At 32.8% G+C, this 12,360-nt stretch carries 14 protein-coding genes and 1 riboswitch; of the genes, 8 read left to right on the top strand and 6 right to left on the bottom strand.

Annotated features, from left to right (window positions below; genetic code table 11):
* Window positions 1–361: 361 nt before the first annotated feature.
* Together KA824_RS01635 and nfsA are read right to left on the bottom strand one after the other, a co-directional pair.
* Complete coding sequence (locus KA824_RS01635; protein ID WP_181187405.1) at window positions 362–928, bottom strand: hypothetical protein; 567 nt, start codon at window positions 926–928, stop codon at window positions 362–364.
* 75 nt (window positions 929–1,003) lie between these two features.
* Entirely contained in the window at window positions 1,004–1,759 is a 756-nt protein-coding gene (gene nfsA / locus KA824_RS01630; RefSeq protein WP_107383861.1) for an oxygen-insensitive NADPH nitroreductase, read from the bottom strand.
* Between the two features lie 396 nt (window positions 1,760–2,155).
* Between nfsA and KA824_RS01625 the strand changes: the two genes are divergently transcribed.
* The 6 genes from KA824_RS01625 to KA824_RS01600 all read left to right on the top strand — a co-directional run bounded on the left by KA824_RS01625 (window position 2,156) and on the right by KA824_RS01600 (window position 8,877).
* Window positions 2,156–4,147 (top strand): catalase, encoded by a 1,992-nt coding sequence (locus tag KA824_RS01625; protein WP_119517702.1) that lies wholly within the window; start codon window positions 2,156–2,158, stop codon window positions 4,145–4,147.
* A 278-nt stretch (window positions 4,148–4,425) separates the two neighbouring features.
* Window positions 4,426–4,776: a helix-turn-helix domain-containing protein gene (locus KA824_RS01620; protein WP_107383859.1), complete on the top strand. Its 351-nt coding sequence runs from the start codon at window positions 4,426–4,428 to the stop codon at window positions 4,774–4,776.
* A 561-nt stretch (window positions 4,777–5,337) separates the two neighbouring features.
* On the top strand, window positions 5,338–5,907 hold the full coding sequence (gene ahpC / locus KA824_RS01615) for an alkyl hydroperoxide reductase subunit C (protein ID WP_107383858.1): 570 nt from the start codon (window positions 5,338–5,340) through the stop codon (window positions 5,905–5,907).
* Between the two features lie 16 nt (window positions 5,908–5,923).
* Window positions 5,924–7,447, top strand: coding sequence for an alkyl hydroperoxide reductase subunit F (gene ahpF / locus KA824_RS01610; RefSeq protein ID WP_107383857.1), 1,524 nt, complete (start codon window positions 5,924–5,926; stop codon window positions 7,445–7,447).
* Window positions 7,448–7,718: 271 nt separating this feature from the next.
* The gene (locus tag KA824_RS01605) at window positions 7,719–8,339 is read left to right on the top strand and encodes an NDxxF motif lipoprotein (protein WP_107383856.1); all 621 of its coding nucleotides are present in this window, start codon (window positions 7,719–7,721) and stop codon (window positions 8,337–8,339) included.
* A 322-nt stretch (window positions 8,340–8,661) separates the two neighbouring features.
* Complete coding sequence (locus tag KA824_RS01600; protein WP_107383855.1) at window positions 8,662–8,877, top strand: hypothetical protein; 216 nt, start codon at window positions 8,662–8,664, stop codon at window positions 8,875–8,877.
* Window positions 8,878–8,932: 55 nt separating this feature from the next.
* On the opposite strand, the gene KA824_RS01595 is transcribed toward KA824_RS01600, so the two are convergent.
* Window positions 8,933–9,511, bottom strand: a complete 579-nt coding sequence (locus KA824_RS01595) for a histidine phosphatase family protein (RefSeq protein ID WP_107383854.1) — start codon at window positions 9,509–9,511, stop codon at window positions 8,933–8,935.
* A 109-nt stretch (window positions 9,512–9,620) separates the two neighbouring features.
* Here KA824_RS01595 and KA824_RS01590 point away from each other — a divergent pair, with 109 nt between their 5' ends.
* Entirely contained in the window at window positions 9,621–9,986 is a 366-nt protein-coding gene (locus KA824_RS01590) for a DUF4870 domain-containing protein (protein ID WP_107383853.1), read from the top strand.
* 101 nt (window positions 9,987–10,087) lie between these two features.
* Here KA824_RS01590 and KA824_RS01585 read toward each other — a convergent pair whose 3' ends face one another.
* The 3 genes from KA824_RS01585 to KA824_RS01575 all read right to left on the bottom strand — a co-directional run bounded on the left by KA824_RS01585 (window position 10,088) and on the right by KA824_RS01575 (window position 11,545).
* A complete protein-coding gene (locus KA824_RS01585; RefSeq protein ID WP_019469885.1) occupies window positions 10,088–10,714 on the bottom strand; it encodes a LysE family translocator in 627 nt (208 codons plus the stop codon).
* Between the two features lie 190 nt (window positions 10,715–10,904).
* Complete coding sequence (locus tag KA824_RS01580) at window positions 10,905–11,219, bottom strand: DMT family transporter (protein ID WP_107383852.1); 315 nt, start codon at window positions 11,217–11,219, stop codon at window positions 10,905–10,907.
* On the bottom strand, window positions 11,219–11,545 hold the full coding sequence (locus KA824_RS01575) for a DMT family transporter (protein WP_107383851.1): 327 nt from the start codon (window positions 11,543–11,545) through the stop codon (window positions 11,219–11,221). Before KA824_RS01575 ends, KA824_RS01580 begins: the two co-directional genes overlap by 1 nt.
* A gap of 53 nt (window positions 11,546–11,598) precedes the next feature.
* A riboswitch (guanidine-I (ykkC/yxkD leader) is annotated at window positions 11,599–11,696 on the bottom strand.
* A gap of 259 nt (window positions 11,697–11,955) precedes the next feature.
* Between KA824_RS01575 and KA824_RS01570 the strand changes: the two genes are divergently transcribed.
* Window positions 11,956–12,180 (top strand): hypothetical protein, encoded by a 225-nt coding sequence (locus KA824_RS01570; RefSeq protein WP_107383850.1) that lies wholly within the window; start codon window positions 11,956–11,958, stop codon window positions 12,178–12,180.
* Window positions 12,181–12,360: the final 180 nt, after the last annotated feature.

The following is a 12,360-nucleotide window of genomic DNA, read 5'->3' as shown; positions in this document are numbered from 1 at the left end:
GTTAATGGATTTATGAAAACGAATAATCATTAAACCTGGATATACGTTCAAAAGCTATTAAAAGTTGTACAAACACTTGAATTTTCTTTATTATCATAAAATATTAAGCACTGTCATTGCGCAACAAACTCAAAAATTCCATAAAAAAACGCCAATTTCTATATTGTTACAATAGAAATTGACGTTTACTGTTTAAGCCAAACTGTTGAAATTACAAACACTTAAAGCATTGACAATATTGAGTTAATCAACTTAATAACTCTATTTAATATGAAAATGTTTCATGCTTAATTATTTTTCTTAACGACGTCTCTTCTATAATTTCATTAAAGATGATTTTATCGTCACTTTTTAATATTTGCTATCTTGGTTTGAAGGGGCCCCAAGTGATTTTCTGTTTGCCATCTAACGGAATGGTGTCAATCGTATTCGATACATCATCAAACCACTTTAAAAATGCAGGGTTTTTGTCTAGATGCGCTTCGGCACTATCTTCACTAATATCGTGTAAATACCAAGCCTTGCTTTCAAATTCATATTGAATCTGTGAATATGCGAGCCGAGTTAAATCAACACTATCATATAAACAGTTCACATGTTTCACGAGATTCGGTGCTTGTGAAATTAAACTATTAGATATGGTTTTTTTATGCGTTTGATTATCTAAATCATTCCACATTCTTAACTGGCCGTCCATTTGGAAGAATATATCTATCGTAGAATCATCTTCGTTAAATGAAATAAGAATAAATATACGTTCTGCTGTGTGATCAACGGAATTAATTGCTCCGACAACTAACTTTTGGGCCATTTTCACCCAATAAGCTTGAGCTTCTTGAGGGTTTAGTTTACTGCTAGAAGAATAAATATATTGCTCATTAGCTTTATGATTTCCATGCGTTTTCTTACCAAAAAATTTATCAAACATGCTCAACATAACCAACCCCTTTCTTAGATATGGCCTATCCATCATAAATGACACGCAACAGAAGTTGTCAGTGAATTATTTTTTAATAAAACCTGATTTATTCAATTGTTCTAACATATCTAGTCTCTGCTTAGCACTCATAAAATTAGAAATTTGTTCCGACCATGTTTCATTACGTTCGCCATTTGTACGAGATGCATAATATTTACTTACGGTTTCATCGTAATCTGCCAATGTTTTACGTTGCGTTTCTTTATCGCTGTCGTATTTATTGTGATGGAAGATATTTTCAAGTGGTAAGCGTGGCTTAGGATTTCCATTTTCATCATCTGCTGGCAGACCTAATGCCATACCAAATAATGGGAAAGTATGCTTAGGTAAGTCTAAAACTTCACGCACACGTTCAACATCATTTCTAAGTGATCCTAAATAAACCATGCCATATCCCATATCTTCAGCTGCAGCAGCAATATTTTGAGCAACTAATGTCGCATCAATCGTGCCGACCAATAAACCTTCTGCTGATTCAAATGATGTCGCCATATCTTTTTTAGTATTTTCATTTACAATTGCATGTCTGTAATAATCCATGACAAAAACAAATAAATAACCGTTTTCTACCACATAAGGTTGACCTGAGACTTCTTTCAAGTCTTCTTTAATTTCAGGATCATCTATGCCTATAATTGAATAAGCTTGTAAATAACTTGACGTTGAAGCGCTTTGACCCGCCTCAATTAATTTTTTAATATGTTCTTCTGAAATAGGTTCATCCTTAAAGCTTCTGACTGAATGGTGTTTTTTCAATAAGTTGTATACATAATCAGACATGTATTATCCGCTCCTCTTTTATGTAAATGTTTATAGTATTTAAATGTTAACAAAGCTCGTAATGAATTGCTTGTTATTTGTTTACCCTTTTTTCACTCTAATTAAATGTTAATCCCCTATTAAATATTAGGTATTCATAAAATATATGAACAAAATAAAGCTCTAATGTAACGTTTATGTGACTCAAAAATAAGTCATCTTAACACACATATGTCATAAATGAATATACAACACATACTTCTAAAAATTTTTCTCTCAGACTTCGCATAAGCACAAACATTTTTGCGTTTTGTAAAATACCTCATTAAAAAAATAATAATGTTCAAAATTAATTCAAAAATTGAAATGTTTTTAAAATCATTAATGTGGAACGATAGTAATAAGGGGGTAATTCATTTGAGTAACAAAAAACAGGAACAATTAAAAAATGTAGAAAAAAACAATGACGGTAAAGCAATGACGACGAATAATGGTGTTAAAGTTAGCGAGGATGAAAACACCTTAACTGTTGGTGAACGTGGTCCTAGCTTACTAGAAGATTTTCATTTTAGAGAAAAAATTATGCACTTTGACCATGAGCGTATTCCTGAAAGAATCGTACATGCACGTGGTTTTGGCGCTCACGGTGAATTCCAAGTTTACAAAGAGTTATCTGAATACACTTCTGCAGACTTTTTAACACATCCTGAAAAGACTACCCCAGTGTTTGTCAGATTCTCTACTGTCCAAGGGTCAAAAGGTTCTCCAGACACAGTAAGAGACGTGCGTGGTTTTGCTACAAAATTCTATACAGATGAAGGTATTTTTGATTTAGTAGGTAATGACATACCTGTTTTCTTTATACAGGACGCTATTAAATTTCCAGATTTGATTCACGCTGTTAAACCTGAACCGCACAATGAAATGCCTCAAGGTGGCACTGCACACGATACATTTTGGGACTTTTTCGCACAAAACCCAGAAACAATGCACACGGCTGTTTGGGCTATGAGTGACAGAGGAATCCCTAAAAATTTTAGACAAATTGAAGGCTTTGGCGTTCATACTTTCCGTTTAGTTAATAGTAAAGGTCAATCCTATTTTGTTAAATTCCATTGGAAGCCAGTTCAAGGTTTAGAATCATTGGTATGGGATGAGGCACAAATCTTATCTGGTAAAGATATTGATTTCCACCGTAAAGATTTATATGAAGCAATTGAAAAGGGAGACTACCCTGAGTGGGAATTAGGTCTTCAAGTCATACGACCAGAACAAGAATTTGATTTTGATTTTGATATTTTAGACCCAACAAAAATATGGCCCGAAGATGAGGTTCCAGTTGAAATTGTTGGCAAAATGACGTTAAATCAAAATGTATCTAATGTTTTTGACGAAACAGAGCAAGCCGCATTCCATCCTGGTCACATCGTACCTGGCATTGATTTTTCTAACGATCCTCTATTACAGGGACGTTTATTCTCATATACAGATACGCAAATATCAAGATTGGGCGGACCAAACTTTAATCAAATCCCAATTAATCGACCAGTTAACGAAGTACACAACAATCAAAGAGACGCTATGCATCAAATGAATATCCACAAAGGACAAACAGCATACCACAACAATGCTTTAAACAATAACGATCCTCACACAACACCTAAAGAAGAAGGCGGCTATGAACATTATCAAGAAAAAGTTGAAGGCCGTAAAATACAAAAACGTAGTGAAAGCTTTAAAGACTATTACAGTCAAGCTAAACTTTATTTAAACAGTTTAACAGAGCCTGAATTTGACCATACCGTAGACGGATTTTCATTTGAAATTGGTAAATGTAAATCAGCTATGGTTAAACAAAATGCAGTAAATCAATTGAACAAAGTTGATCGTACTTTGGCAGAGCGTGTCGCAGCAAACGTAGGTGTCGAAGTGCCAGCAGAAAATGAAGAAGTACAAACTGATGCAAAAGATAGTAAGTTAACAATGGAAAAATTCGATATACCGTTACCTGGACATTCTGTAGCAGTACTAGTGAATGGTGAAATAAATGAGGAAACATTAAAATCATACGCAAAAACATTTGTCGACAACAAACTCAACTACGCTTTTGTAGGTAAGCAACCCAAGGATATCACTAAAGATTTCGGCATAACTGAGACGTATGATACTGCACACCCTACATTATTTGATAGTGTATTTGTAATTTCAGATGGTACACAATTATCACCTGATGCAGAGGCATTTGCTGAACTCACTTACAAACACAACAAACCGTTAGTAGTTAATCAAGCCGCATCAGAAAAACTATCAAGTGCAAAACTAGACTTGGACGCACCTGGTGTATTTATTTCAGATGATACTCAAACAATTGTTCAAGCATTTGAACGCGCAAGATATTGGGACAGATAAACTTATAAAATTAAAATCATCTGTCCATTAAATGATATATTTAATTATACAAAAGGGCGAGAAAGAAATTTTTCATTGTAATTTAATTTCTTTCTCGTCTTTTTTATGTATATATGGGTAAATACATACTAAATATTTAAAGATTTAATTTTAAGCTCTATTCATTCCAAAACACCTCCAAATATGCAATCGCAACTACTAGTTGCACACTAAGAAACGATTAAGTGCGTGACATTACATGTTTATACAGTTAATTTCAAATAAAAGGAGTGATAACTATGGAAATTGGAACACGAATCAAAGAACAACGTGAACTCAAAAATTGGTCACAAGACGAACTTGCAGAAATATTAAATATTTCACGCCAAAGCATTTCAAAATGGGAACTAAACAAAGTCTATCCTAGTATTGATATGCTTATTAAAATGAGCGATTTATTCGACGTATCTTTAGATGAACTCATTAAAGGAGATAAAGCATTTAAAAAGACGATTATTGAAACCTATCAACAACCTGTTTCTAATCAGAAAGATCGACCTATGAATGGTTGGGAGTTTTTATCTAACTATTGGTGGTTATTCTTCCCTGTAGCGTTTATTATTTGGTGGATGGTACAGTCGTTTGTTTGATTATAAAAACCAATGCTTCCAAAAATTAAAATAATTACTCTATGCAATTCAATCATTCAATAAATACAGTTATCTATTTTTAGCATGAAACCGTTGAATAAATGTAAAAATGCGATGATAGTGTTGAACAATAAATCTATGAATTATCATTAAGAATGATGTAATATTCGCTTATCATTACAAATTCCGAAAGCAGTAATTGCATTCACAAATTTGTGACAATTTTTATAAGCCCATCACATCAAACTTTCATAGCCTTCCTTCTCAATTCTTATGTTTAGTTGAGAATAGGAAGGCTATTTATTTAGTGTGAAAGAAAATACAAATAATGTATATGCTTTCATTTTTGAATGTAGTTGAATCAACTTTATTGTCTTCCAATGCAAATAACGAGCACGATTTAAAACTATTGTGCTTTGAAGGTTCTAATGTTGACGAAACGATAGCTACATGCAATAATAGTAATCGAAAGATTAGAATTATTATAATTAAGAAATTATGATAATCTAATTCAATAATACTTAAACTAACACTAAGTTATTAAATAGGAGGATGTTTCACATGTCTTTAATCAACAAGGAAATTTTACCATTTACAGCTAATGCTTACGATCCAAAGAAAGATGAGTTTTTCGAAGTTTCTGATGAAAACTTAAAAGGTTCTTGGAGTGTCGTTTGCTTCTACCCAGCAGACTTCTCATTCGTATGCCCTACTGAATTAGAAGATTTACAAAATCAATATGATAAATTACAAGAATTAGGTGTAAACGTATATTCAGTTTCAACTGATACACACTTCGTGCACAAAGCTTGGCATGATCATTCTGAAGCGATTAACAAAATTCAATATACAATGATTGGTGACCCTTCACAAACAATCACTCGTAATTTTGACGTATTAGATGAAGAACTTGGCCTAGCTCAACGTGGTACATTTATCGTTGACCCTGATGGTGTAGTTCAAGCAGCTGAAGTTAATGCAGACGGTATTGGCCGTGATGCAAGTACATTAGTACACAAAATTAAAGCAGCGCAATATGTACGTCAACATCCAGGTGAAGTTTGCCCAGCAAAATGGGAAGAAGGTTCAGAAACATTACAACCTGGTCTTGACTTAGTAGGTAAAATCTAAGGAGGCATTGATTTGAATGCTTAATGATCAGCTAAAATCACAATTACAACAATTACTTCAATTAATGGAAGGTGATGTTGTACTAAGCGCAAGTCTTGGTACAGATGAAAAATCAAAAGAACTAAAAGAGTTGCTAGATGAAGTTGCTGCAGCATCATCCCATATCACAATTGAAGAGAAAGACTTAAAACGCACCCCAAGTTTTACAGTGGATAAACCTGACGAAGATACAGGTATTACATTCGCTGGTTTACCTATGGGTCATGAATTTAATTCACTTGTATTAGCTTTATTACAAGTAAGTGGTCGCGCACCTAAAGAAGAACAATCTGTAATAGATCAAATTAAAGCTTTAGATCGCCCACTCAATTTTGAAACTTATATTAGTTTAACTTGTCAAAAATGCCCTGACGTCGTTCAAGCATTGAACTTAATGAGTTTATTAAACCCAAATATTACTCATACAATGATTGATGGTGCTATTTTCAGAGAAGAATCTGAAGATATCATGGCAGTGCCAGCTATCTATTTAGATGGTGAAGAATTTGGCAATGGACGCATGACAGTACAAGATATATTATCTGAACTAGGTAGTAAAGCAGACCCTTCAGAATTCAACGATAAAGATCCTTATGACGTGTTAATCGTTGGCGGTGGCCCTGCGAGTGGTAGTGCCGCTATCTATACTGCACGTAAAGGATTGCGCACTGGTATTGTTGCTGATCGCATTGGTGGTCAAGTCAATGATACTGCAACAATCGAAAACTTTATTACTGTCAAAGAAACAGACGGTCCTAAATTCTCATCTGCACTTGAAGATCATGTAAAACAATATAATGTGGATATCATGACAGGTGTCAGAGCAAGTGATATTGAAAAAACAGACAATGGTATTGTTATCACTTTAGATAATGATGCTAAATTACAAAGTAAAACTGTTATTATTGCTACAGGTGCACGCTGGCGTAAGTTAGAAGTACCTGGTGAAGAAGCCCTTATTAATAAAGGGGTGGCATTCTGCCCGCACTGTGACGGACCTCTATTTGAAAATAAAAACGTTGCTGTTGTTGGTGGCGGCAACTCAGGTGTTGAAGCTGCAATAGATTTAGCAGGTATTGTAGAACATGTTACCCTACTTGAGCGTAACGCTACGCTTAGAGCAGACAACGTATTACAAGAACGTTTAAGCTCTTTACCAAACGTTACAATTATTAAAAACGCACAAACAACCGAAGTATTAGGTGAAACTTCAGTTACTGGTCTTAAATATCAAGACAAAGCAACTGGTGAAGATCACACGATAGAATTGGAAGGCATATTCGTACAAATCGGACTACTTCCAAATACAGAATGGTTAGAAAATTACGTTGAATTAAACCAAGCAAATGAAATAATCATTGATCGTAAAAATGCTACAAGCATCCCTGGAGTATTTGCTGCAGGTGATGTCACAGACGATCGTAATAAACAAATCATTATTTCAATGGGCGCAGGTGCAAATGCTGCACTAAATGCATTTGATTATATTATTCGACACTAATCACTTCCCTATTCAAATAGATTATAAAGGAGGACCAAATTGGTTCTCCTTTTTATTTTTGTTGTTTTAGCTTCTATGTGATAGTAGAGACTTTTTTCACTGGTATGAAACGTATAGACTCGAATTTTCAAATTTTGTTCAAAAGATTGTGCGTTTAACTTTACGACATCTATATCAATCAATAGCTTGAAATGATAGTCTTAGGTTATAATTTCAAAAGCACATAAATTAATATATAAATCGGACTATTATTAAAGGAGCAATACGTTTTATGAAAAAAAGTATACTTATAACATTAGTACTCATGCTAACTATGATACTCACAGCATGTGCTAATGGCGATTCAAATGGTGATAAGCAACACAGTGAGAGACACGCCCCTTCAAATGTAAAAAAAGTTACAGAAAATGATATCTTTGATACTAACAAAAAGGGAGAAAATATAAGCGAGGCGGAAATGAACAAAGCGATTAAAAAATATCTGGATGTTAATTCAGATATCCTCGACAATAAATATTTATTACAATATAAATTAGATAAACAAACCGGTACAGATACTAAAATTACTGATGCACAAGCAAAAAGATTATCTAATTTATCACACAATGCGGTTAAAAATGACGTACGTTTCAAAAAATTTGTCAAAGACAATCATCTACCTAAAGGTTATAAAGACGATGTTGATCGAATCATAAACTATTTCACAGCGTTAAATACCACTATTAAAGATGCTGATAAACAAATTGAAGAAGTAAACTATCAACCTCAAAATAAGCTAAACGTAGTAGACGTACCCGCAGAAAATGCAGGTAACGTAAATGGTAAAAAACAAGAAAAAATCAAAAAATTCCTTAAAGATAAGGGTATTAAAAGTGATGCAATAGATAAGTAAAATACAGTTTTATGGAACTACTTGAATTTGTGAACATTTTTTGAATAATCATCAAATCCACTTTAAATTGATATCAAAATAAACATGATGCATTACAAAATGATGACATCACCTATTTCCAGCAATATAAAGCCTTTTAAGCGCTTACTTAAGATTATATGATTCATATTGACTTATGTTTGTAAAAAACCTTACACGATTGTAAGGTTTTTTAATATAATATGCCTTTTTTTCTCAGAGAAGTATTTGTTATCCTATGTTATAAGATTGAACATAGTAAACGTAGGAGCACAGCCGAAAACTTTTTTAAGGAGGTCGCACTATGGTAATTACGATTTTACTAGGTGCTATGGCTGCTGTCTTCATAGCTTTTAATCTCTTTGAGAAAAAAGAAACTTATGGCGTAATTTCATATAAATCTATTGCTTTAAGTATTACTTACGTCATACTCGCAGTTATTGTTGGTAGTTTCTTAGACAATATCAACACTGTATTCCAAGGATTTCACGATAGCTTAACAGCAGCAAAAAAATATTAACCTGAACTGAGTAGATAAACAGTTCAGGTTTTTTTAATACATGATTTTATTGATACTATAGCTCAATTTCATAAGGTACACAATTTTCTATTTTCTTATCTATCACAGATATTTTATTTTCATAACCTAAATAAACGAAACAACACCTAATTACAACTTGGTGAGCAATGATTACAACCGTATCTAAAGATGTATCTAGTTCTTGTTTAAAGAATGATTCTACACGTTGTAACACATCTTCATAACTTTCCCCTGCTGGTGCTTTTTGAGTAAAACTGTGTCTAAACGAACTGTTTGGACCGCCGTTAAAATATGTTGCAAATTGAGTATCTTGTTCAATTTCACTCACTTTTCCGCCCTCAAACTTACCTAAAGAACGTTCTCTCAATAATGTCGTCACACTTGCCGGAATATCTTTATCAAAAATTGCATTATAAGTCTGTCTCGTTCTTGTTAAATCAGACATATAGATATGATCAATTTTTAATTTATTAAAATGGTGTTGTAATAATTGTGCGTCTCGAGCGCCTTTTTCAGTTAATGGAACGTCTAATTGACCACAAAAATAATGATTTCCTTCTTTTTTATCATAATTTGATTTTGATTCACCATGGCGAATTAAGTATAACTTCATATGTTTGTACTCCTTTGCATTTTTAAATAAGGTAACATTTTTGTTAGATGAGGTATAACTTCTATAAAACAAGATTTATTTTTGTTACTTTAAATGTGAGGTGATCAAAATGAATGAACAACCTTTAAAATCAGATACACAAGCCGGACGTGTCTTAGCTTCTGTAAGTTATTTTAGTATATTTTTCGCACCAATCATATTACCCATCATCATTTGGATTTTTGCTGACAAACCAGCATCAACACATGCTGCTAAATCGATATTCTATCATATCATCACATATTTAGGGCCAATATTTATTATTATCATTGCAAGTTTAGGTGGTATGCTAATCAATCAACAACATCAAACAATTATGGTTATAACGATTATTTTTGCAGTGATTTTAATTATACTCACGATTTGGTATACGATTAAAAATGTTTATCGTGACATCAAAGTATTAATTTCTGAAAATGCTTATTTTAACCCCTAAGATAAATCGTTTGTTTTTGAATATTAGATAGCCATGAAAATATGCTAAAAAACAGCTTGGGAAGTTTTGACTTCCTCAAGCTGTTTTTAGTTAAATCTAGATTAACTACTTTTGCTAAATAATAAATTAAGCGACAGACCAATTAATACTGCTCCTACCGTATAGTCAAAAATAGCTTTAATCTTTCTGTTTGCAAAAAGTAATTTAATGTATTGAAAAATATATACACAGAAAATAAACCATAATAAAATAACCGTTGTTACAATCGCAGATAACACAGCTATTTGTGTTGTAACACCATCGCCCGCACTTAAAAATTGCGGCAAGATACTTATGTAATAGAGTAATGCTTTTGGATTTAAAATGGTACTAAAGAAACCTTGTCTATATGAGCTTAAATAACTTATTTGTTGTGCTTTCATTTGTGTGGTTGAAAAATTCATACTTTGACGTGCGCTAATAATACTTTTGATACCTAAATATATAAGATAGCAAGCGCCCAGTATTTTAATCACTAAAAACACATAATACATATTAGCCAAAATAAAAATAATACCAAATACCGCTAGTAGAGAGTAAACAACATGGCCTGTCGTTATGCCCAATGCTGCCATTGCGCCATTACCTTTACCAGAAGTGATCGAATTTTTCATCACGACGAAAAAATCAGGTCCTGGAACGATAATAATCATTAATGTAATTGTTATAAATGCGGCTAATCCTTCCATTTTCTGCTCCTCCACCTTAATTATGTTATCAAGATGCGCACGGTATCGCAACACACGAAATAAATCTTTTACCATCCGTTTGTTATAAAGTGAAAATAATAGATGAACTAAATTTAAATTTGGATCATTGGTCAATATTTGAAAAGCTTGGAACAGAAAATGAATTGTTGTGATTCAAATCAATTCGTTTTTAGCTTAATAATTTCAAACCAATCGTGCTACCCAATATAACAAGAATACAAATAATCCGTTTAATATCCGTTGATTCTTTATAAAAAACCATACCTAAAACTGCTCCTCCAACAGCACCAATACCGGTCCATACAGCATATGCAGTACTCATCGACAACTGTTGCATAGCAATAGATAATGTTAAAAAACTAATTGCAAAGAATGTTAACATCCAACCGAGCGATTTATATTTGCGACTATGTACATAAGCATTCAAAAATGTGATACCAAGCATTTCAAATACACCTGCACAAATCAATAAAATCCAAGCCATTATGAACGCCCTCCTTCATTTGTTGTTACTAATTTCAGACTAATTACACCTAGCAACAATGTTATGATTAATACTATTTTCCCTGGATTAAATGGTTGACCAAAGAAAATAAAATCAAATAACGTAACGCCGGTTGTACCAAGTCCTACAAAAACTGCATAAGAGGTACCCACTGGCAATACTTTTGATGCTTCAATAAGAAGATAAAAACTTAAAAACATAGCAATAACTGTCAAAATCCATTCAAATACTGATGAAGCATGAGTTAAACCAATCACCCAGCCCACTTCAAAGATGGCTGCAATAACAATTTTCAACCAATTCATATCAAAATCCTCCTTTAAAATTAAAAAAAGCCTGGGAGATAGTTATCTATACTATCTCCCAGGCTTTTATCCTTCCGTGTCACATATAAATATGTGCCTTTCTCTCGGACCGAACCAAAACCATCGTTGTGGAACCCTAGAAAGGTTTATTCAATTATTGAGATCATATCAAATTACACTTAGAACTTCAAGTTCAGATGCTTCATTTTATAATACATTATATTAATTCTTATAAAGAAAGCGTTTTAAATTAATTTTTAGGCCAAAACGCTCTACTTTTTATGTATTTTAATGTATAATAAGGATTACATTATAATAATTATAATGTAATAGCGTCGTTAATGAAACTTATTCTCAATTGAGTACTTCCGTTAGCTAGACCAAAATAATGATAAAAGTGAGGGATTATTATGAAATTGTTAAATTACAAAATGCAAAAAAATGAACTCGTTGCTACTGTATTATCTGACAAGAAACAAGTATTCAAATATACGTTTGATGTAAATACTCCAGAATATGAAATTTTAGATGTACTTGAAGAAATCAACCATTACGTTGACAATGGTCATCATCCACTAGGTTGTTCTTTATTGAAAAACTATTCACATGAGGATGTGAGCCACAATATTTTATAATCTAGATTCTCGACCAAAAAGGTGAGTATAACTGATAGACATTAATCAGTATACTCATCTTTTAATTTTTGATTCGTATAAATAGCCATACTTCTTTTTAATTTTGAAAGCCTAATTTTTGATATAGCCTTTCTACACCATGTGTTGAAATTAAATGTACACACGACACCGACCTAATTG

This window comes from Staphylococcus sp. GDY8P198P (assembly GCF_017891615.1).
GTDB lineage: Bacteria > Bacillota > Bacilli > Staphylococcales > Staphylococcaceae > Staphylococcus > Staphylococcus cohnii.
Note: the sequence above shows the minus strand (reverse complement) of the source record. Positions and strands in the feature narration are given on the sequence as shown.

Excerpts from the sequence above, each read along its gene's own strand:
- KA824_RS01635 (WP_181187405.1), bottom strand. The coding sequence starts at position 928 with ATGTTTGATAAATTTTTTGGTAAGAAAACGCATGGAAATCATAAAGCT.
- nfsA (WP_107383861.1), bottom strand. The coding sequence starts at position 1,759 with ATGTCTGATTATGTATACAACTTATTGAAAAAACACCATTCAGTCAGA.
- KA824_RS01620 (WP_107383859.1), top strand. The coding sequence starts at position 4,426 with ATGGAAATTGGAACACGAATCAAAGAACAACGTGAACTCAAAAATTGG.
- ahpC (WP_107383858.1), top strand. The coding sequence starts at position 5,338 with ATGTCTTTAATCAACAAGGAAATTTTACCATTTACAGCTAATGCTTAC.
- ahpF (WP_107383857.1), top strand. The coding sequence starts at position 5,924 with ATGCTTAATGATCAGCTAAAATCACAATTACAACAATTACTTCAATTA.
- KA824_RS01605 (WP_107383856.1), top strand. The coding sequence starts at position 7,719 with ATGAAAAAAAGTATACTTATAACATTAGTACTCATGCTAACTATGATA.
- KA824_RS01600 (WP_107383855.1), top strand. The coding sequence starts at position 8,662 with ATGGTAATTACGATTTTACTAGGTGCTATGGCTGCTGTCTTCATAGCT.
- KA824_RS01595 (WP_107383854.1), bottom strand. The coding sequence starts at position 9,511 with ATGAAGTTATACTTAATTCGCCATGGTGAATCAAAATCAAATTATGAT.
- KA824_RS01590 (WP_107383853.1), top strand. The coding sequence starts at position 9,621 with ATGAATGAACAACCTTTAAAATCAGATACACAAGCCGGACGTGTCTTA.
- KA824_RS01585 (WP_019469885.1), bottom strand. The coding sequence starts at position 10,714 with ATGGAAGGATTAGCCGCATTTATAACAATTACATTAATGATTATTATC.
- KA824_RS01580 (WP_107383852.1), bottom strand. The coding sequence starts at position 11,219 with ATGGCTTGGATTTTATTGATTTGTGCAGGTGTATTTGAAATGCTTGGT.
- KA824_RS01575 (WP_107383851.1), bottom strand. The coding sequence starts at position 11,545 with ATGAATTGGTTGAAAATTGTTATTGCAGCCATCTTTGAAGTGGGCTGG.
- KA824_RS01570 (WP_107383850.1), top strand. The coding sequence starts at position 11,956 with ATGAAATTGTTAAATTACAAAATGCAAAAAAATGAACTCGTTGCTACT.